The sequence below is a fragment of the Variovorax sp. PDC80 genome, from assembly GCF_900115375.1.
Classification (GTDB): Bacteria; Pseudomonadota; Gammaproteobacteria; order Burkholderiales; family Burkholderiaceae_C; genus Variovorax.
Genome location: NZ_FOWG01000003.1, coordinates 372847 through 392657, shown reverse-complemented (window position 1 = coordinate 392657; position 19811 = coordinate 372847). Strand labels below are relative to the sequence as shown.

Genomic DNA, 19811 nt, shown 5'->3' with positions numbered 1-19811 from the left:
CAAGGGGTGGCCGGGCGGCCGCCCCCGATTGGCATTCAAAGCTATCCCCTGAATAGCATCGGAGACATCGGATGAAAGTGGTCGGCTTCGCCGGTTACTCGGGCGCCGGCAAGACCACGCTGGTCGAGCGGCTGATTCCCGTGCTCAAGCGCGCCGGACTGCGCGTGTCGGTGGTCAAGCACGCGCACCACAAGTTCGACATCGACCATCCGGGCAAGGACACCTGGCGCCACCGCGAGGCCGGTGCCTTCGAGGTGGTGGTCGCCTCCGACCGGCGGCTGGCGCTGATGCGCGAGTTCGAGACCCCGGTCGATCTCGACGTGCACCAACTGATCGCCGAGCTCTACAGTGGCGCAGACTGGGTGCTGGTCGAGGGCTTCCGCCACAGCGACCTGCTCAAGATCGAGGTCTGGCGCCCGTCCGACGAGGGCGAGGATCCGCGGCCCTCGCTCTATCCCGAAGATCCCTTCGTCGTCGCGATCGCCGCCAATGCCGCGCTGCCGGTGCCCACCGAGCGGCCGGTGTTCGACCTCGACGACGCCGAGGCCATCGCGCGCTGGCTGATCGACAGCGGCGAGCGCTTCGACTACAACCCCGAGCACCATGGCTGACTCTCCCGCTGTTCCCTTCGCCGCCTCCTCGCGCCGGCCGCCGCTGCTGCCGCTCGACGACGCGATCGCCCAACTGCTCGCCAAGGCCCGGCCGGCACTGCCGTCCGAGCTGGTCAGCACCTTCGATGCCGACGGCCGCGTGCTGGCCGCGGACCTCGTGGCCGGCCTCACCGTGCCGCCGCGCGACAACAGCGCGATGGACGGCTACGCGCTGCGCGTGGCCGATTGCGCCGCGCCCGGCGCGCTGCTGAAGGTGGCGCAGCGCATTCCCGCGGGCACGGTCGGCACGCCGCTGCTGCCCGGCACCGCGGCACGAATCTTCACCGGCGCGCAGATTCCCGAGGGCGCCGATGCGGTCGTGATGCAGGAAGACACCGCCGCCGTCGCCGAGGAGGGCGGCCTGGGCAGCGTGCGCATCGAGATCGTGCCCGCGGCCGGCCAGTGGATCCGCCGCGCCGGCGAGGACGTGGCGGCCGGCGACGTGGTGCTGCGCAAGGGCGAGCGTCTCACGCCCGCCGCGCTGGGGTTGGCGGCCAGCATCGGCTTCGACCGGCTGCCGGTCGCGCGCAAGCCGCGCGTGGCGCTGCTGTCCACCGGCGACGAGCTCGTGATGCCCGGCGAGGTCCCGCCCGAGGCGATGAAGCCCGGTGCGATCTACAACTCCAACCGCTTCTTCATGCGCGCGCTGCTGCACCGGCTGGGCTGCGAGGTCCACGACCTCGGCATCGTGCCCGACCGGCGCGAGGCCACCATCGAGGCGCTGCGCGAGGCGGCCGACCACAACGACCTGATCATCACCACCGGCGGCGTGTCGGTCGGCGAGGAGGACCACATCCGCGCCGCGCTGCAGGCGCTCGGCGAGATCGAGCTCTGGTCGCTCTCGATGAAGCCCGGCAAGCCCTTCGCCTACGGCTCGATCCCGCGCTCGGGCCGGGGAGACGCGCAGGGCCACTGCCATGTCACCGGGCTGCCCGGCAACCCGGTGTCGAGCTTTCTGACCTTCCTGATGCTGGTGCGGCCCTTCCTGCTGACCCTGCAGGGCGCCAGCCGCTTCACGCCCGAGCCGGTGCGCATGCGCGCCGACTTCGACTGGCCGCGCGCCGACAAGCGCCGCGAGTTCCTGCGCGCGCGCCGCAATGCCCAGGGCGGGCTCGACCTGTTCGGCAACCAGAGCTCGGGCGTGCTGACCTCGATGGTCTGGGGCGACGGACTGGTCGACAACCCCTCGGGCCAGACCATCCGGGCCGGCGATCCGGTCGAATTCATTCCCCTCGCAGCCCTGCTGTCCTGACGCGCATGAAGGTCCATCTCCGTTATTTCGCCTCGGTGCGCGAAGCGCTCGGCAAGAGCGACGAAACCATCGACACCGCGGCGCCCACGCTGGCCGCGCTGCGCGACGAGCTGATCGCGCGCGGCGGCGCCTACGCCACGGTGCTCGCGCGCGGCCGCGCGCTGCGCATGGCGCTCGACCACACCATGAGCGACGAGGCCGCAGCCCCGCACGAAGGCTGCGAGGTCGCGTTCTTCCCGCCCGTCACGGGCGGCTGAGGGCCGCGTCCAGCGCCACCAGGCGCTCGCGCAGCGCGTCCGAGGCGCGCGTCATCGGCGAGCGCAGCTCGTCGCGCAACGCGCCCTGGTGCGCCAGCAGGGCCTTCAGCGGGCCCGGATTGGCTTCCGTGAACAGGCCCTCGACCAGCGGCTGCAGCGGCTGCCACAGCGCGCGCGCCTCGGCCAGCCGGCCCTCGCGCAGCAGCGCGATCAGCCGCACGAAGCGCGCCGTCTGCACGTGGCCGCTGGCCGCGATCGCGCCCACGCCGCCCTCGGCCACGGTGCCGAAGATCTGGCCGTCCTCGCCCGCGAGCACCTGCAGCCGGCCATCGGCGATCACGGCGCGGGTCTTGCCCGCGTCGCCGCCGCAGTCCTTGATGCCGCGGATGCGCGGGTTGGCGGCCAGCGCCAGCAGCGTGTCGCGCGCGATCGTGGCGCCGGTGCGGTAGGGGATGTCGTAGATCAGCAGCGGCGCGGCGCTGGCCTCGGCGATGGCGCCGAACCACTCGAGCAGGCCGGCCTGCGAGGGCCGGATGTAGTGCGGCGCCGGCACCAGCAGGCCCGCGAGCGGGCGCTGCGCGAGCCGGCGCACCCAGGCCGTGGTCTTGCCCAGGTGGTAGCCCGAGAGACCCATGATCAGCGGCAGGCCGCCCGCGGCCTCGGCCACCGTGTCGAGCGCCGCGAGCTGCTCGGTCTCGTCGAGCGCCGCGGCCTCGCCGGTGGAGCCGCAGACCACGAAGCCGGCCACGCCGTCGGCGGCCAGGCGGCGCGTGAGCGCGGCCAGCGCCGCATGGTCGAGCGCGCCGTCGCGAAACGGGGTCACGAGGGGAATCCACAGGCCCGAGAAATCGGGAGCGGCGGTGGCGGAGGAGGGATGGTTGGCGGGCACGCGGGCGTCCTTTCGACGATCGACCGATGGAAGGAACCATCGTCCGATGCGCGCGCAACCCATGCGGGGCCAGTGCCTGTGCCGGTTCCGTCGCTCATCCGACGACGGAACCGAAGCTCCGGTCAGACGAGCTTTGGTTTTTTGGCTTTGCCGCCCAGGCGTGCGCCGTTCGTGCCTTCGGTCGAAGGTGCGGGCGAACGTGCGGTCAGGGCGAACATGGGGCTGGAGTTTAGCCGCGAGCGCCGCGGTGCCACAATTTGCACATGGCATTTCCGCAACGCGTCACCATCCAGACGGCCGATTTCGATCTCGGCGCCGAAGTCGCCGCCCTGCGCGCGAGCGACGCGCGCATCGGCGCCGTCTGCAGCTTCATCGGCACCGTGCGCGATCGCAACGACGGCGCCGATGTCGCGTCGATGGAGCTCGAGCACTATCCCGGCATGACCGAGAAATCGATCGAGGCCATGATCGACGAAGCACACAAGCGCTTCGACATCCTCGGCGTGCGCGTGATCCACCGCGTGGGCCTGCTGCAGCCGCTCGCGCAGATCATGATGGTGGCGGTGGCCTCGGCGCATCGCGGCGAGAGCTTCCAGGCCTGCGAGTTCCTGATGGACTACCTCAAGACCCAGGCGCCGTTCTGGAAGAAGGAGCAGACGCCCGAGGGCGCCCGCTGGGTCGACGCGCGCGTCGCGGACGACGCGGCGCTCGCGCGCTGGGGCATCAGCGCGTCGAACGCCTGAACGCCCTCACAGCGGCTTGAAGCCGCTCGACTGGATGATCCGCTCCCAGGTCTGCGTGTAGCTGCGCACGCGGCCCGCGAACTGGCCCTGCGGCTCGTAGCCGACCGTCAGGCCCAGCGTGGTGAGCTTCTGCTTCACGTCGGGCATGGCCAGCACCTTCTGCAGCGCCTCGCCGTACTTGTCGATGATCGGCTGCGGCGTGCCTACGGGCGCGAAGATGCCGTAGTAGGGCAGGTCCTCGAGGTTCGCGAAGCCCAGCTCGGTGAAGGTCGGCACGTTGGGCAGCAGCGCCTGGCGCTTGGCGCCGATCGAAGCCACGATGCGCAGCTTGCCGGCCTTGTGGTTCTCGATGAAGTCGGGCACCGAGGCGATGCCGGCCGTGATCTGGTTGCCCAGCATGTCGGCCGTCATCGGCGCGCTGCCGCGGTAGGGCGCGGGCTGCACGTCGATCTTGTACTTGTCCGAGATCATCTTCACGAGGAACTCGGGGATCGAGGCCGGCGCCGGGATGCCGATGGTCTCCTTGCCGCCCTTCTGCGTGCGCACCCACTTGACGTACTCGTCGATGCTCTTGGCCGGCGTGCCGCCCGACACCGCGAGCACGTTGGCGAAGGTCGCGAAGCCGGCCACGGGCACGAAGTCGGTGGCGGGATTGAAGCCCGGGTTCTTGACCACCTGCGGCAGGATCGAGATCGTGTGGTCGTGCGTGAGGAACAGCGTGTGGCCATCGGCCGGCGAGGACTTCAGCACCTGCGCGGCGATCTGCCCGCCCGCGCCCGCGCGGTTCTCGACCACCACCGGCGCGCCGAGCTCGTCCTTGAGCTTCTCGCCCAGCGTGCGCGCGATCGCGTCGGTGCCGGCGCCGGCCGGGAAGCCGACCAGGATGCGGATCGGCGTGCCGCTCTGGGCCTGTGCCAGCCCGGCCATGCCCAGGGCCGCCGCGAGGAGGCCCACGCCGAGCGCGCGGCGCACCGGTTGGACGCGCTGCATTGAAAAAACCATGATCGACTCCATTCGAGAAGAGAGAAATGCCTACGGGCGGAAGGGTGCGGGCATCGTGCAATAGCCGTGCCCGCCACGCGGGCCCGGCCCGCAACCTTGAATCGTGCCCGAACAGCCCTATTTTGGATGCAGGAATACCACCATGCGACAAGACAAACTCACCACCAAGTTCCAGGAAGCGCTGGGCGACGCGCAGTCGCTCGCGCTCGGCAACGACAACGCCTACATCGAGCCGGCCCACCTGCTGGCCGCGATGCTGCGCCAGGACGACGGCCCGCGCGCGCTGCTCGAGCGCGCCGGGGTCAACGTGCCCGGCCTCGCCCAGGCCGCCGAGGCGGCCATCAAGAAGCTGCCCCAGGTGCAGGGCCACGACATCGTGCAGGTCGGCCCCGAGCTCGGCAAGCTGCTGCAGGCGACCGAGAAGGAAGCCCTCAAGCGCAACGACCAGTTCATCGCGGGCGAACTCTTCCTGCTGGCCGTGGCCGACAGCAAGAGCGACGTCGGCCGGATCGCCAAGGAGAACGGCCTCTCGCGCAAGTCGCTCGAGTCCGCGATCGACGCGGTGCGCGGCGGCCAGGGCGTGAACAGCGCCGATGCCGAAGGCCAGCGCGAGGCGCTCAAGAAATACACGCTCGACCTCACCGAGCGCGCGCGCCTGGGCAAGCTCGATCCGGTCATCGGCCGCGACGAGGAGATCCGCCGCGCGATCCAGGTGCTGCAGCGCCGCACCAAGAACAACCCCGTGCTGATCGGCGAACCCGGCGTGGGCAAGACCGCCATCGTCGAAGGCCTCGCGCAGCGCATCGTCGCGGGCGAGGTGCCCGATTCGCTCAAGGGCAAGCGCGTGCTGTCGCTCGACATGGCCTCGCTGCTCGCGGGCGCCAAATTCCGCGGCGAGTTCGAGGAACGGCTGAAGACCGTGCTCAACGAACTCGCGAAGGACGAGGGCCAGACCATCGTCTTCATCGACGAGCTCCACACCATGGTCGGCGCCGGCAAGGCCGAGGGCGCGATGGACGCGGGCAACATGCTCAAGCCAGCGCTCGCCCGCGGCGAGCTGCACTGCGTGGGCGCCACCACGCTCGACGAATACCGCAAGTACATCGAGAAGGACGCCGCGCTCGAGCGCCGCTTCCAGAAGATCATCGTGGGCGAGCCCAGCGTCGAGGCCACCATCGCCATCCTGCGCGGGCTGCAGGAGAAGTACGAGGTGCACCACGGCGTGCAGATCACCGACCCGGCCATCGTGGCCGCGGCCGAGCTCTCCGACCGCTACGTCACCGACCGCTTCCTGCCCGACAAGGCCATCGACCTGATCGACGAGGCCGCGGCCAAGATCAAGATCGAGATGGACTCCAAGCCCGAGGTGATGGACCGCCTCGACCGCCGCCTGATCCAGCTGCAGATCGAGCGCGAGGCCGTGCGCCGCGAGAAGGACGAGGCCTCGCAGAAGCGCTTCGGCCTGATCGAGGACGAGATCGCCAAGCTGCAGAAGGAGATCGCCGACTACGACGAGATCTGGCAGGCCGAGAAGGCCCAGGCCCAGGGCAGCGCGCACGTGCGCGAGGACATCGACAAGATCAAGTTCCAGATCGAGGAATGGAAGCGCAAGGGCGACTTCAACAAGGTCGCCGAGCTGCAGTACGGCCAGCTGCCGGCGCTCGAGAAGCGCCTGAAGGAGGCCGAGGCCAGCGAGGCCAGCAAGGGCAAGTCGAGCGCGCACACGCTGCTGCGCACCCAGGTCGGCGCGGAAGAGATCGCCGAGGTCGTGGCGCGCGCCACCGGCATCCCGGTCGCCAAGCTGATGCAGGGCGAGCGCGACAAGCTGCTCGTGATGGAGGACAAGCTGCATGAGCGCGTGGTGGGCCAGGACGAGGCCATCGGCGCGGTCGCGAACGCGATCCGCCGCTCGCGCTCGGGTCTGTCCGATCCGAACCGCCCCACGGGCTCGTTCCTGTTCCTCGGCCCCACAGGCGTGGGCAAGACCGAACTCTGCAAGGCGCTCGCGGGCTTCCTGTTCGACAGCGAAGACCACCTGATCCGCATCGACATGAGCGAGTTCATGGAGAAGCACTCGGTGGCCCGCCTGATCGGCGCGCCGCCCGGCTACGTGGGCTACGAGGAGGGCGGCTACCTGACGGAAGCCGTGCGCCGCAAGCCCTACAGCGTGGTGCTGCTCGACGAGGTCGAGAAGGCGCACCCGGACGTGTTCAACGTGCTGCTGCAGGTGCTCGACGATGGCCGCCTGACCGATGGCCAGGGCCGCACCGTGGACTTCAAGAACACGGTGATCGTGATGACCAGCAACATCGGCTCGCCGATCATCCAGGCCATGGTGGGCAAGCCGGGCGAGGAGATCAAGGAAGCGGTGTGGGACGAGCTGAAGAACTACTTCCGCCCCGAGTTCCTCAACCGCATCGACGAGACGGTGGTGTTCCATGCGCTCGACGCGAAGAACATCGAATCGATCGCCGCGATCCAGCTCAAGGTGCTGCAGGCACGGCTCGCGAAGATGGACCTGGGCCTCGAGGTGTCGCCGGCGGCGCTGGCCGAGATCGCCAAGGTCGGCTTCGACCCGGTGTTCGGTGCCCGTCCGCTGAAGCGCGCGATCCAGCAGCGCATCGAGAATCCGCTCTCGCGGCTGCTGCTCGACGGCAGCTTCGGGCCGAAGGACACGATCGAGGTCACGACCGACCCGATCCGCTCGCCGGGCCAGTTCGGCTTCGCAAAAGCAGGAAATCCCGGAAAAACCGGGGAACCTGCGGCCGAAGCCTCGGCCTAAGATGGAATGATGAACTTCATTCTTCGCGTGATCCTCGTGATGCTGGGCCTGGTCTTCGCGGCCAGCCTGGCGGTTGCCGTGGTGCTGCTGGCCGCGGTGTGGGGCGTGCGCTACGCCTGGGGCCGTCTCACGGGCAAGCCCGTGACGCCGTGGGTGATGCGCTTCAACCCGCGTTCGGGCTTCGAACGTTTCCGCAGCGCCGCCCAGCCGGCCGAGCCCTCGGCCGCCGATGTGGCCAATGCGCGCGCGCGTGGCGAGTCGGTGCGCAGCCCGCTGCTGCGCGAGCGCGGCGGCAACGTGACGGACGTGCAGGCCCGGCCCGCGACGCGCGGCGAGTAAGCAGCTGCAACACGGCTGCAGTTTTTTCAGATCACGAAAGGCCGGCTTCGCGCCGGCCTTTTCTTTTCTGGCGACCCTCAGGCGTACAGCGCCTCGATCTCCCCCGCATAGGTCTTGTAGATGCTCGAGCGCCGCACTTTCATGGTCGCGGTGACCTCGCCATCGTCGTGGTCGAGTTCCTTGGTTAGCAGGTGGAAGCGCCGCACCTGGGCCACCTGCGCGAGGCGCGCATTGCCGCGCTGCAGCTCGGCGTCGATCAGCTCGCGCACGCGCGGCAGCTCGACCAGCGAACGGAAGTGCGTGAAAGCCAGGCGCTGTGCCTCGGCCCATTTGCCCACGGTCTCGTAGTCGATCTGCACCAGTGCCGAGACGAACTTGCGCCCCTCGGCGATCACGATGCATTCCTTGACGTAGGGGCTGGCCTTCATCGTGTTCTCGATCTCCGAGGGCGTGAGATTCTTGCCGCCCGCGGTGATCATGATGTCCTTGAGCCGGTCGACGATGCGCAGCTGGCCGCCTTCCTCGGCCACCACGTCGCCGGTGTGCAGCCAGCCGTCGCGGATCGAGGCGGCCGTGGCCTCGGGGTTCTTGTAGTAGCCGCGGAACACCATCTCGCCGCGGATCTGCAGCTCGCCCTGGTCGCCCACGCGGTGCTCCACGCCCTCGGTGGCCGGCCCCACGGTGCCCACCTTCACCTGGTCGAGCCGGTGGCCGCTGACCATGCCGGTCGATTCGGTGAGGCCGTAGACCTCGACCAGCGGCACGCCCAGCGTGCGGAAGAAGCGCACCACGTCGGGCGGGATCGGCGCGGCGCCGGTCAGCGCCACGCGCGCGTTGCGCAGGCCGATGAAGTTCTGCAGCGCGCGCAGCACGCTCCAGTAGGCGAGGCCGAAGCGCAGCCGTTCGCCCAGGCTCCACTGCGCGCGCGGCTTCTCGGCCAGCGGCGCGCAGGTGGCCAGCGCGCGGCGGTAGAGCGAGCGGCGCAGCCGGCCGGTGTCCTGCATCTTGATGCTGATGGAGGCGTGCAGCTTCTCCCAGATGCGCGGCACGCCGAGGAACATGGTGGGCGCGACCTCGCGCAGGTCCTCCTGCACGGTGCGTATCGATTCGCCGAAGTTGACCTGCGAGCCCAGGTACAGCGGCACGAAGCTGGTCAGCATCTGCTCGGCCACGTGGCACAGCGGCAGGTACGACAGGTGGGTGGTGCGCGCATCGAGTTGCAGCCGCTCGACGATGCCCGGCACCACGCCGCGGATGTTGCGCCACGAGATCATCGCGCCCTTGGGCGCGCCGGTGGAGCCCGAGGTGTAGATCATGAGGCCGATGTCGTCGAGCGACTGCGTGGCCAGCGCGGCGTCGATGCGCGCATCGCCCTCGCGCGCCTGCAGCGCGGCGCCGGCCGCTTCGAGCTCGGCGAAGCTCAGGAGGCGTTCGCGCGCTTCGGGCCCGTAGCTCGCGAGGCCCTTGATCTCGATCACGACGATGCGGCGCAGCCGCGGCAGCGCGTCGATGGCCTCGAGCACCTTGTCGGCCTGTTCCTGGTCCTCGCAGACCACGATCTCGATGTCGGCATGGCCGACCACGTAGGCCACCTCGTTGGTCGGGCTGGTGGGATAGACGCCCACGGTCACGGCGCCGATCAGGCCCGCGCCCATCTGCGCCAGCACCCATTCGACGCGGTTTTCCGAGATCACGCCCACATGGCCGCCGCGCGCCAGGCCCAGCGCCGCGAAGCCCAGGCCGACGTGGACCGCGCGCCGGTGGTAGTCGGCCCAGCTCAGCGGATGCCAGATGCCGAAGTCCTTCTGGCGGATCGCGATGCGCGCACCCTGCGCGCGCGCCTGCTCGCGCAGCATCTGCGGCAGGCTTCGTTCGGGGAGGGGATGCGTCATGACAACCAGCGCTTGCGCCGCTTGTAGTGCTTCAACTCGCGAAAGCTCCTCGATTCGCCGGCACCGCCGACGCCCAGGTAGAACTCGCGCACGTCGGGGTCGGCCGCGAGCCGCTCGGCGCTGCCGTCGATCACGATCTTTCCGTTCTCCATGATGTAGCCGCTGTCGGCCACGGCCAGCGCGAGGCTGGCGTTCTGCTCCACCAGCAGCATCGACACGCCGCGCTCGGCGTTGATGCGCGCGATGATCCCGAAGATCTCCTCCACCAGCTTGGGCGAGAGGCCGAGCGAGGGCTCGTCGAGCAGGATCAGCTGGGGCTCGGCCACCAGCGCGCGGCCGATCGCGAGCATCTGCTGCTCGCCGCCCGAGAGGTAGCCCGCGAGGCCGCGGCGCCGCTCGTGCAGCCGCGGGAAGTAGGCATAGACGGCGTCGAAGTCGCGTGCCTGCGCGCCGCGGCCGGCGCGTGCGTAGGTGGCGGCCACGAGGTTCTCCTCGACCGTCAGGTCCTCGAACACGCGCCGTCCCTCCATCACGTGCGCGAGGCCGCGCCGCACCAGCTGCTGCGGCGCGAGCCGCTCGGTGGGCTGGCCGTCGAAGGCGATGCGCCCGGCCTCGAGCACGCCGTCCTCGAGCGGCAGCAGGCCCGAGATGGCCTTGAGCGTGGTCGACTTGCCGGCGCCGTTGCTGCCCAGCAGCGCCACGATCTGCCCGCGCGGCACGGCCAGCGACAGGCCGCGCAGCACCTGCACGACCTTGTTGTAGACCACCTCGATGTTGTTGACCTCGAGGATGGGGCTGCCGCCGCCGGTGTTCATCGCCGCCGTCCGCTCACTTGTCGAGCGAGATCCAGTCGGATGCCGCCACCATCTTCTGCGCCTTCATGTCGGCGCGGTAGACGCGGCCCACGGGAATGGAGTTGCCCTTGATGGTGATCGGCACGCCGATCAGGCCGCCGGTGTCGAAGTCCTTGATGCTGTTGAGCGCGGCCTTGAGGTTCTTGCCGTCCAGCGGCTTGCCGGCATCGAGGGTGCGCTTGGCGGCCTCGGTGAACAGCATGGCGGTGAGGAAACCCTGGGTGTAGGCGGTGCTCTGGTACTCGGGGCGCAGGGCGCGAATCTTCTCGAGCATCGGCGCCTTGGCCGAGGTGTCGTAGTAGTAGCGGTAGGGCATGACGCCCATGAAACCGTCACCGGCCTCGCCCATCTTCATGACGGTGGAGCTGTCCATGGTCCAGAAGGTGCCCATCCACTTGGTGGTCATGCCCATCTGCTTGCCCTGCTGCACGAACTCGGGAATGGGCGCGAGCACGTAGCCGTGGAAGATGGTGTAGTCGGGCGCGGCGCGGCGCAGCTTGATGACCTCGGTCGAGACGTCGACGCTGCCCGCGGGCGTCATGATCTTGACGGGCACCGTGAGGCCCAGCTTCTTGGCGGCCGCCTCGCTCGACTCGATGGGGTCGCGGCCGAACTCGGAGTCGGAATAGACGAAGGCCACCTTCGCGCCGGGCTTCTCCTTGGCGATGTGGCGCAGCAGGATGCCGATCATCTCGGTGTAGTCGGGGCCGACCAGGAACTGGTTCGGGTACTTGGCCGGGTCGTTGAGCTCGGTGGCGAACGAGGCGCCGGCCATGAGGATCTGGCCGCTGCGGTCGAGCTCGGGGTTGATGGTCTTCGAGAAGCCGGTCGAATCGCCGTAGTAGAGGTTGACCTTGTTCTGGCTGGTGATCTTCTTGTAGGTGGCGACCGAGACGTCGACCTTGTAGCCGGTGTCCTCGGGCACGTAGCGCAACTTGCGGCCCTTGATGCCGCCGGCGTCGTTGACGATCTTCACGTAGTCGGCGATGCCGGCATTGATGCCGATGCCCGCGAAGGCGAACACGCCGGTCATCGGGATCGAGCCGCCGATGACGATGTCCTCGCCCGCCTGGGCATGCACGCTGAGCGGCGCTGCGAGCGCGGCGCCGGCGGCCACGATGAGTTCGCGGCGGCGCAGGACGGGGGTCTTCTTGTCGGATGCCATGCTTCGTCTCCTTGTCAGTTCTTGAAAGGCCACAGATGAAAGAAACGGCGAATGCGCCGCCACACTTCGGCGAGCCCGTGCGGCTCGAACACCAGGAAGCCGACGATCAGCAGGCCGAAGACGACCGTGCGCACCGGCGACAGGAAGACGGTCATCTCGTGGCCGCCCGGCAGCAGGTCGAACACCAGCTTGAGCAGCTCGGGCACCATGGTCATGAACACGGCGCCGAGGATGCCGCCGAGGATCGAGCCCATGCCGCCGACGATGATGGCGGCGAGGAAGAAGATCGACATCAACAGCGGAAAGCTCTCGGGCGTGACGACGCGGAAGAAGTAGGCCCAGAGGCCGCCGGCCACGCCGGCATAGAACGACGAGAGGCCGAACGAGAGCAGCTTGTAGCGCAGCAGCGGAATGCCCAACACTTCGGCCGAGATGTCGCGATCGCGGATGGCGATGAAGGCGCGGCCCACGCGGGTGCGAAACAGGTTGGCGGCGCCCAGCAGCATCAGCACGGTGATCGGCAGGATCAGCCAGTACAAACGGAACGAGGTGTCGAGTGCGACGCCGAAGAGCTGCGCGGGCGGCAGCGACAGGCCGGTGGTGCCCCCAGTGAGCTTGAGGTTGGCGAACAGGAAGTGGGTGATGAACGAGGCCGCGATGGTGGCGATGGCGAGGTACAAACCCTTGACCCGCAGCGAGGGAATGCCGACGACGAGACCACCCACCATGGCCACGACGCCGCCCGCGAAGAGGTTGAACAGGAAGGGTGTGCCGAAGCGAATCTGCAGGATGGCGACGGTGTAGGCACCGAGGCCCATGAACGCGGCCTGGCCCATGCTCACGAGGCCGGTGTAGCCGGTGAGGATGTTGAGGCCGGTGGCGCTCGCGACGTTGATGGCGACGAGGCAGGCGAGGTAGAGCCAGTAGTCGCTGGCCATGAAGGGGAACAGCACGAGCAGGGCGGCGCCGACCCACAGCCAGGTCTTCTGGGTGCGGGAGTCGAACAGCGCGGCGTCTGCGATGTAGCTTTGCTTGAGGGTGCCTATGCGCATCTGCGTGCCTGTCTTGAAGAGGGGCGAGGATGCGCCGGGGCGCGTGCACAGGACAGCGGGTACTTCCCTCCGCGAATGTCCCCCGCCTTCGGCTCCTCCTTTATTTCGCTGCGGGAAGCACCCACTGCCCTGTGCACGAGGAGCGCAGTCGTTGTGCGGCCGGTTCTACCGCCGTGTCCAGGCTCACGTCGATGGGGTACTCCCCGCAGCGAAATAAAGGAGGAGGCCGCAGGCCGGGGGACATTCGCGGAGGGGAGTACCCCGTCGGCGTGAGCCCACCCCGAACAAAGCGATCGCGTGAAAGAAGAGACCCTCATTCAGAGCCTCTCGATCTCATGCGTACCGAACAACCCGTAAGGCCGGATCATCAGCACGATCACCAACACCACGAAGGTCGCGAGCAGCTTGTATTCGCCGCCGAGGTAGGACCCGGCCAGCGCCTCGACCAGCCCGATGAACAACCCTCCCACCAGCGCGCCGAGCACGCTGTCCAGACCGCCCACGATCACCACCACCAGCACCGAGAGACCGAAGATCCCCATCGAGGAGGAGATGCCGCCGATCGCGCCGACCACGATGCCGGCGACCGCCGCGATCATGGCCGAGGCCACCCAGGCCAGTGAGAACACGCGCGGCACGTTGATGCCCATCATGTAGGCCGCGCCCTGGTCCGACGCCGTGGCACGCAAGGCCACGCCGCCGCGCCAGAAGCGGAACAGCAGCAGCACGAGCACGATCAGCACCAGCGCCGCGAGCGCGCCGTAGGCCACCTTGGGCGCGAGGAAGGCTTCGCCCACCATCACCGGCGCGCTCGGCATGAACTCGGGCAGCCGGCGCTGGTCGGCGGTCCAGACGATCTCGACCAGGCCCACCAGCACCGAGGCCAGGCCCACCGTCACCATGAAGGCCGAGATCGGCGGTTCGCCCAGCAGCGGGCGGATCATCGTGCGCTCGATCACCGCGCCCAGCAGGCCCGTGCCCAGCACCGAGCCCAGCACCGCGAGCCAGATCGGCAGCGAGAAGGTCGCGGCGAAGGCGAAGAACAGGTAGGCGCCGATCATCAGCATCTCGCCGATCGCGATGTTGACCACCCGCGTGGCCTTGTAGACCAGCACGAAGGCCAGCGCCGCGAGCGCATAGAGTCCGCCGCCGGCCAGCCCGGTCAGCGCGATCTCGAACAGGTAGGCCCAATCCATCACGCCACCGCCGTTGCCGTTGTCGCGGTGGCCGCCGCCTGGCCGCGCAGCCTGCGCCGCAGCTCGCCCACGTCGCCCGCGCCCAGGTAGGCGCGCACCACCTCGGGATCGGCCTGCACCTGCGCCGGCGTGCCCTGCGCGATCACCTGGCCGAAGTTGAGCACCACCACGTGGTCCGACAGGTCCATCACCATCCCCATGTCGTGCTCCACCATCAGCACCGTGATGCCCCATTCGCGCCGCACGTCGAGGATGAAGCGCGCCATGTCCTCGGTCTCCTCGCGGTTCATGCCGGCCACCGGCTCGTCGAGCATCAGCACCTTGGGGCGCATCGCGAGCGCGCGCGCCATCTCCACGCGCTTCTGCAGGCCGTAGGGCAGGGCGGCCACGCTGGCATGGCGGATGTGGTCGATCTCGAGGAAGTCGATGATCCGCTCCTCGATATCGCGGCGCAGCTCGGCCTCCTCGCGGCGCGCGCGGCCCAGGTAGAACAGCGCGTCGAACACGTTGGCCTTCAGGTGCACGTGACGGCCGAGCTTGATGTTGTCGAGCACCGTCATGCCGCGGAACAGCGCGATGTTCTGGAAGCTGCGCGCCAGCCCGAGCGCGGCGCGCCTGGGCGCCGGCAGCCGCGTGATGTCCGCGCCCTCGAAGACCACGCGGCCGGCGGTCGGCCGGTAGAAGCCCGAGACCGTGTTGAACAGCGAGGTCTTGCCCGCGCCGTTGGGACCGATCACCGCGGTGATCGAGCCGGGCTGCACGTCGAAGCCCACGCCGCTGAGCGCCTTCACGCCGCCGAAGGCCAGGGTGAGCGCCTCCACGCGCAGCACGGGCGCGGCGGCGCTTCCGTCGGCGGGCGAGGTGGCGCGCGGGCGCTCGGTGTCGGCGTGCATGGCGTCGAGTCGTGTCCTGTGTCCGGGCTTCTGGACGAGGAGGGAAAAAGCAAGTGAGCGATGCGCCGCCGCCTCAGGGTTCCTCCGGCATCCGCATCGCGGGCTACTTGCCCGTAGAATTTCTACTCCTCGGTAACGTCCGCGATCTTCCAGACGCGACTTCGCCGCGGCATCAGGACTTACCCCTGCGCGCAAACCCGGATCGCCCCATGACCCTCACCAAGCGCCGTGCCTCCGCCGCCAAGGCCCCTTCCACCGAGACCGCCGAGGCCGCCGACGAATCGCCCTGGGTGCCCTCGGCCCAGCGCGCGATGCAGCGCGAACTCAAGCGCCAGGCCGTGCTGCAGACGGCGGCGCAGCTGTTCAACGAGCGCGGCTTCCATGCCACCTCGCTCGACGACATCGCCGAGCGGCTGCACGTGACCAAGCCCACGCTCTACTACTACGTGAAGAGCAAGGACGACATCCTGCTCGAGTGCGTGCGTGCCGCGCTGGGCATGATGCAGGAGGGCATCGACGAGGTGCGCCGCAACGGGGGCCGCGCGCTCGACCAGCTCATGGCCTGCATGCGCAGCTATTCGGCCATCGTCTGCGAGGAGTTCGGCAAGTGCGTGATCCGCATCGGCGAGGACCCGCTGCCCGAGCCGCTCAAGAAGGAGCTGCGCCGCCTCAAGGCCGGCATCGACCACGAGTTCCGCCGCCTGATCGACGAGGGCATCGCCGAGGGCTCGATCGCGCCCTGCGACCCGAAGATGGCCGCCTTCATGCTGGCCGGCGCGCTGAGCTGGATCGGCCGCTGGTACCGGCGCGACGGCGACCTCACCCCCGAGCAGATCGCCGACCAGGCGATCGCGCTGCTGCTCAACGGCGTGCTGCAGCCGGTGCCCGCGGCACCGGCGCGGCGCAAGCCGCGCGCGACCGCCGCCTGAACTTCCCACGCCATGGAGCAGACAACGATGACCGACACAACCACCCCCGACACCCCGCTCGAGTTCGGCCGCGAAGGCGCGGTCGCCACGCTGCGCTTCAACCGCCCGGCGGCGCTCAACGCCATCGACGTGCCGATGGCGCAGGCCTTCCTCGCGGCGGTGCGCGCCATCGCGGCCGACCGTTCGGTGCGCGCGGTGCTCATGAGCGGCGCCGGCAAGGGCTTCATGGCCGGCGGCGACCTCGCGCTGCTGAGCGCCGATCCGCAGGGCGGCGCGGCCGCGCTGATCGGCCCGTTGCACGAGGCGCTGGAAGTGCTCGCCACCATCGACGCGCCGGTGGTCGCGCAGGTGCACGGCGTGGCGGCCGGCGCTGGCCTGAGCCTGATGCTGCAGGCCGACTTCGTGCTCGCGGCCGAGGGCTCGCGCTTCAACCTGGCCTACGTCAACATCGGCGCGAGCTGCGACGTCGGCGCCTCGTGGGCGCTGCCGCGCTGGGTCGGGCTGCGCCGCGCGCTCGAGATCGCGATGCTCGGCGACATGCTCGACGCGCCCGAGGCCGAGCGCATCGGCCTCGTCAACCGCGTGCTGCCGGCCGATGCGCTGGCTGGCGAGGCGATGGCGCTGGCGCAGCGCCTGGCCAATGGGCCGACCGTGGCGCTGGGCCAGTTGCGGCGGCTGATGCGCGGCAGCTTCGAGCGTGAGCTGCCGGCACAGCTCGCCGCCGAATCGGCGGCCTTCCAGGTCTGCGCCGCGAGCCAGGATTTCCGCAGCGGCGTCGACGCCTTCTTCGCGAAGAAGCCGGCGCGCTTCGAAGGCCGCTGATCCCTTTTCCCCTTTTCTTGTTCATTTCATCCAGGAGCAGTTCATGACCTCACGCGAGATCTTCGTCGTCGGCAGCGCCCGCACGGCCATCGGCACCTTCGGCGGTTCGCTGAAGGACGTGCCCAACACCCAGCTGGCCACCACCACGGTCAAGGCCGCGATCGAGCGCAGCGGCGTCGCGCCCGCGGCCATCGGCCACGTGGTGATGGGCAACGTGATCCCCACCGACACCAAGGACGCCTACCTCAGCCGCGTGGCCGCCATCGATGCCGGCTGCCCGATCGAGACGCCGGCCTTCAACGTCAACCGCCTCTGCGGCTCGGGCCTGCAGGCCATCGTGTCGGCGGCGCAGGCGATCGCGCTCGGCGACTGCGACATCGCGATCGGCGGCGGCTCCGAATCGATGAGCCGCGGCCCGTACTTCGACACCGCCGCGCGCTACGGCGCGCGCATGGGCGACGTGCAGCTGCTCGACTACATGCTCGGCATCCTCCACGACCCGTGGGAGAAGATCCACATGGGCATCACGGCCGAGAACGTGGCCGCGCGCTACGGCATCACGCGCGAGCAGCAGGACGCGCTGGCCGTGTCCAGCCAGCAGCGTGCCGCGGCCGCCATCGCCGCGGGCCGCTTCAAGGAGCAGATCGTTGCGGTCGAGGTCAAGACGCGCAAGGGCGTGGTGCTGTTCGACACCGACGAGCACGTGCGCGCCGACACCACGCTGGAGACGCTCGCCAAGATGAAGCCCGCCTTCAAGAAGGATGGCCTGGTCACGGCCGGCAATGCCTCGGGCATCAACGACGGCGCCGCCGCGCTGGTGCTGGCCGAGGGCGCGCGCGCGAAGGCCGAGGGCCTGAAGCCGCTGGCGCGCCTCGTGGGCTATGCGCACGCGGGCGTGGAGCCGGCCTACATGGGCATCGGCCCGGTGCCGGCCACGCGCAAGGTGCTCGAGCGCACCGGCCTCAAGGTCAGCGACTTCGACGTGATCGAGTCGAACGAGGCCTTCGCGGCCCAGGCCTGCGCGGTGATCCAGGAGCTGGGCTTCGACCCGGCCAAGGTCAATCCCAACGGCTCGGGCATCTCGCTGGGCCATCCGGTGGGCGCCACGGGCGCGATCATCGCGGTGAAGGCGATCGCCGAGCTGCACCGCGTGCAGGGCCGCTATGCGCTGGTCACGATGTGCATCGGCGGTGGGCAGGGCATCGCCGCGGTGTTCGAGCGCGTCTGATCCGGCGCGAGCAACGGAACGCGGTGTGTGGCGGCATCCTCCACAAGGAGGATGGCCCGAAGCGACACCCCCGCTAATCTTCTGCCTGCCCGGAGAGGAGGAGCGAGTGATCGAGGAGAGGACTCCGGGTGTGTGCAGCGCGTCGGGCGGGGTGGTCTGCCCGACGCGACATGCCTCCTTCCAGACCGCTCTCCCCACGCTCCCTCCAGCCTTCCGCTTCGCCGCACCGCGCACAATGCAGCCCGTGCAGCACCGTCCCCCCATCCTCGTCGACGAATCCGAGATCGATTTCAGCGCGATCCGTGCCCAGGGCGCGGGCGGGCAGAACGTCAACAAGGTCTCGAGCGCGGTCCACCTGCGCTACGACATCCGCGCGAGTTCGCTGCCCGAGGACCTGAAGGAACGGCTGCTCGCGCTGCGCGACAGCCGCATCACGCAGGAGGGCGTGCTGGTGCTCAAGGCTCAACAGCACCGCAGCCAGGAGATGAACCGCGCCGATGCGATCGCGCGCCTGCAGGCCGTGGTCGACAGCGTGGCGACGGTGCCGCGCGCGCGGCGCGCCACCAAGCCCACCTACGGTTCGAAGCAGCGCCGGCTCGAGGGCAAGAGCCAGCGCTCGCAGGTCAAGAGCCTGCGCGGACCGGTCCGGGGGGACTGAGCGGCGCGGTGCCTCCGCGCAACCGCCGGATCTGCAGGCTCAGGCCCACCGCATAGAGCACCAGCAGCACGCCGGTGATCGCCTTGAGTTCGGGCGCATCGGCGTTCGGCAGCAGTGGCGCGCCGAGCGGCAGCCGCGTCAGCGTCTCGGTGAAGGTCGGAATCCAGTGGAACATGAAGGTGGCCGAATAGGCCGCCAGCTCGGCATGGCGCGCGAAGCGCCCGAAGAGCCGGCCGCGCCCGGCCTGGAAGCCGATGGCCAGCGCCAGCAGGGTCACGATGCCCAGCACGTGCGGCCGGCCGAAGCCGCCATGCTGGAAGATGCCGAAGCCCGTGAGGCAGGTCAGCACCGTGGTCCAGACGTAGAGCCGGCCGAGGCCGGTGCGCCAGGAGATCTCCTTGTAGCGGATCAGGGCCAGTGCCCCCGCCGCCAAAGCCACCAGGCTGATCGCCGTATGGACGATCCCCAACGAAGTCAACCCCAGCCAGACCGTTGCCGCCATGTGCTGCTCCTCATGTTTCGTGGTGCGCGCGATTCTGTCGTGTTCGGCCGCTTTTGGGGAGGGGCCGGTTAAGTCCTGCTTAAACCTGCGCCAGGGCGCTGCTTGCACAATCCAGGCCATGACCGCTTTCCCGATGCATTGGCGGCCCGTGCGGGCCGTCGCCCTCTCGCTGGCACTGGCCGCGGGGCTGCTGGCCGGATGCGGACCCGAGCGTGCCGCGCCGGCCAGCGCGGCCGCCGGCGTGGCGCCCGAGCTCAAGTGGGAGGAACTGATCCCCAAGAGCTGGGACCCGACCCAGCGCTACCGCAACATCAGCCTCGAATCGCTGCGCGACAACGACCCGCGCGCGATCCAGATGCTCGACGAGATGCGCGCGGTCTGGGACAACGCGCCGGTGAACGTGGCGCTCGACGGCGTCGACGGCCGCCTGACCGGCTTCGTGGTGCCGCTGGACGCCTCGCCCGACGGCATCCGCGAGTTCCTGCTGGTGCCGTACTTCGGCGCCTGCATCCACACGCCGCCGCCGCCGGCCAACCAGATCGTGCGCGTGATCGCCCACGAGACGGTGAAGGGCCTGCATGCGATGGACACGGTGCATGTGCGCGGCACCCTGCGCGCGGCGCGCTACGCCTCGGCCGACATGGGCGTGAGCGGCTACGAGATCCGCTCGGCGGCGGTCGAGCCCTTCGTCGCCAAGGCGCAGTAG

Annotated in this window: 20 protein-coding genes; 11 read left to right on the top strand and 9 right to left on the bottom strand. The window is 69.5% G+C overall.

The features are described from left to right. Positions 1 to 71 precede the first annotated feature (71 nt). From mobB to BM109_RS11685, 3 genes are read left to right on the top strand one after another with little or no spacing between them, the layout of a single operon-like run. Positions 72 to 611 (top strand): molybdopterin-guanine dinucleotide biosynthesis protein B, encoded by a 540-nt coding sequence (gene mobB / locus BM109_RS11695; protein WP_093342961.1) that lies wholly within the window; start codon positions 72 to 74, stop codon positions 609 to 611. Further along, positions 604 to 1902, top strand: coding sequence for a molybdopterin molybdotransferase MoeA (gene glp, locus BM109_RS11690; protein WP_093342959.1), 1299 nt, complete (start codon positions 604 to 606; stop codon positions 1900 to 1902). Before mobB ends, glp begins: the two co-directional genes overlap by 8 nt. 5 nt (positions 1903 to 1907) lie before the next feature. Next, positions 1908 to 2159 (top strand): MoaD/ThiS family protein, encoded by a 252-nt coding sequence (locus BM109_RS11685; RefSeq protein ID WP_057595854.1) that lies wholly within the window; start codon positions 1908 to 1910, stop codon positions 2157 to 2159. On the opposite strand, the gene BM109_RS11680 is transcribed toward BM109_RS11685, so the two are convergent. After that, positions 2146 to 3048 carry a 4-hydroxy-tetrahydrodipicolinate synthase family protein gene (locus BM109_RS11680; protein WP_256222513.1) on the bottom strand — a complete coding sequence of 301 codons (903 nt, stop codon included), beginning with the start codon at positions 3046 to 3048 and terminating at the stop codon, positions 2146 to 2148. The two genes, BM109_RS11685 and BM109_RS11680, sit on opposite strands and share 14 nt — an antisense overlap. A gap of 263 nt (positions 3049 to 3311) precedes the next feature. On the opposite strand from BM109_RS11680, the gene BM109_RS11675 reads away from it, so the two are divergent. After that, the gene (locus BM109_RS11675; RefSeq protein WP_093342958.1) at positions 3312 to 3791 is read left to right on the top strand and encodes a molybdenum cofactor biosynthesis protein MoaE; all 480 of its coding nucleotides are present in this window, start codon (positions 3312 to 3314) and stop codon (positions 3789 to 3791) included. A 6-nt stretch (positions 3792 to 3797) separates the two neighbouring features. Here the strand turns inward: BM109_RS11675 and BM109_RS11670 are convergent, their stop codons facing one another. After that, the gene (locus tag BM109_RS11670; RefSeq protein WP_093343468.1) at positions 3798 to 4793 is read right to left on the bottom strand and encodes a Bug family tripartite tricarboxylate transporter substrate binding protein; all 996 of its coding nucleotides are present in this window, start codon (positions 4791 to 4793) and stop codon (positions 3798 to 3800) included. A gap of 142 nt (positions 4794 to 4935) precedes the next feature. Here BM109_RS11670 and clpB point away from each other — a divergent pair, with 142 nt between their 5' ends. Then, positions 4936 to 7575: an ATP-dependent chaperone ClpB gene (clpB, locus tag BM109_RS11665; RefSeq protein WP_093342956.1), complete on the top strand. Its 2640-nt coding sequence runs from the start codon at positions 4936 to 4938 to the stop codon at positions 7573 to 7575. 9 nt (positions 7576 to 7584) lie between these two features. Then, entirely contained in the window at positions 7585 to 7914 is a 330-nt protein-coding gene (locus tag BM109_RS11660) for a hypothetical protein (protein ID WP_256222512.1), read from the top strand. Between the two features lie 77 nt (positions 7915 to 7991). Here the strand turns inward: BM109_RS11660 and BM109_RS11655 are convergent, their stop codons facing one another. The 6 genes from BM109_RS11655 to BM109_RS11630 all read right to left on the bottom strand — a co-directional run bounded on the left by BM109_RS11655 (position 7992) and on the right by BM109_RS11630 (position 14966). Continuing rightward, on the bottom strand, positions 7992 to 9806 hold the full coding sequence (locus BM109_RS11655; protein ID WP_093342953.1) for an AMP-dependent synthetase/ligase: 1815 nt from the start codon (positions 9804 to 9806) through the stop codon (positions 7992 to 7994). Beyond that, entirely contained in the window at positions 9803 to 10621 is an 819-nt protein-coding gene (locus tag BM109_RS11650; protein WP_093342951.1) for an ABC transporter ATP-binding protein, read from the bottom strand. Before BM109_RS11650 ends, BM109_RS11655 begins: the two co-directional genes overlap by 4 nt. Before the next feature lie 13 nt (positions 10622 to 10634). Further along, complete coding sequence (locus BM109_RS11645; RefSeq protein WP_093342950.1) at positions 10635 to 11825, bottom strand: ABC transporter substrate-binding protein; 1191 nt, start codon at positions 11823 to 11825, stop codon at positions 10635 to 10637. Positions 11826 to 11839: 14 nt separating this feature from the next. After that, positions 11840 to 12877, bottom strand: coding sequence for a branched-chain amino acid ABC transporter permease (locus BM109_RS11640; protein ID WP_093342949.1), 1038 nt, complete (start codon positions 12875 to 12877; stop codon positions 11840 to 11842). 317 nt (positions 12878 to 13194) lie between these two features. Then, complete coding sequence (locus tag BM109_RS11635; RefSeq protein WP_057595845.1) at positions 13195 to 14073, bottom strand: branched-chain amino acid ABC transporter permease; 879 nt, start codon at positions 14071 to 14073, stop codon at positions 13195 to 13197. After that, positions 14073 to 14966, bottom strand: coding sequence for an ABC transporter ATP-binding protein (locus BM109_RS11630; protein ID WP_093342947.1), 894 nt, complete (start codon positions 14964 to 14966; stop codon positions 14073 to 14075). Before BM109_RS11630 ends, BM109_RS11635 begins: the two co-directional genes overlap by 1 nt. A gap of 209 nt (positions 14967 to 15175) precedes the next feature. Here BM109_RS11630 and BM109_RS11625 point away from each other — a divergent pair, with 209 nt between their 5' ends. From BM109_RS11625 to arfB, 4 genes are all read left to right on the top strand, one after another. Then, entirely contained in the window at positions 15176 to 15895 is a 720-nt protein-coding gene (locus BM109_RS11625; protein ID WP_093342946.1) for a TetR/AcrR family transcriptional regulator, read from the top strand. A 27-nt stretch (positions 15896 to 15922) separates the two neighbouring features. Further along, positions 15923 to 16717, top strand: coding sequence for an enoyl-CoA hydratase/isomerase family protein (locus tag BM109_RS11620; RefSeq protein WP_093342945.1), 795 nt, complete (start codon positions 15923 to 15925; stop codon positions 16715 to 16717). A gap of 43 nt (positions 16718 to 16760) precedes the next feature. Continuing rightward, positions 16761 to 17945: an acetyl-CoA C-acyltransferase family protein gene (locus BM109_RS11615; protein ID WP_093342944.1), complete on the top strand. Its 1185-nt coding sequence runs from the start codon at positions 16761 to 16763 to the stop codon at positions 17943 to 17945. Between the two features lie 235 nt (positions 17946 to 18180). Further along, on the top strand, positions 18181 to 18603 hold the full coding sequence (arfB, locus tag BM109_RS11610) for an alternative ribosome rescue aminoacyl-tRNA hydrolase ArfB (RefSeq protein WP_093342943.1): 423 nt from the start codon (positions 18181 to 18183) through the stop codon (positions 18601 to 18603). Here arfB and BM109_RS11605 read toward each other — a convergent pair. Then, on the bottom strand, positions 18569 to 19105 hold the full coding sequence (locus tag BM109_RS11605) for a hypothetical protein (protein ID WP_093342941.1): 537 nt from the start codon (positions 19103 to 19105) through the stop codon (positions 18569 to 18571). The two genes, arfB and BM109_RS11605, sit on opposite strands and share 35 nt — an antisense overlap. 118 nt (positions 19106 to 19223) lie before the next feature. On the opposite strand from BM109_RS11605, the gene BM109_RS11600 reads away from it, so the two are divergent. Continuing rightward, the gene (locus BM109_RS11600; RefSeq protein ID WP_256222511.1) at positions 19224 to 19811 is read left to right on the top strand and encodes a DUF3299 domain-containing protein; all 588 of its coding nucleotides are present in this window, start codon (positions 19224 to 19226) and stop codon (positions 19809 to 19811) included.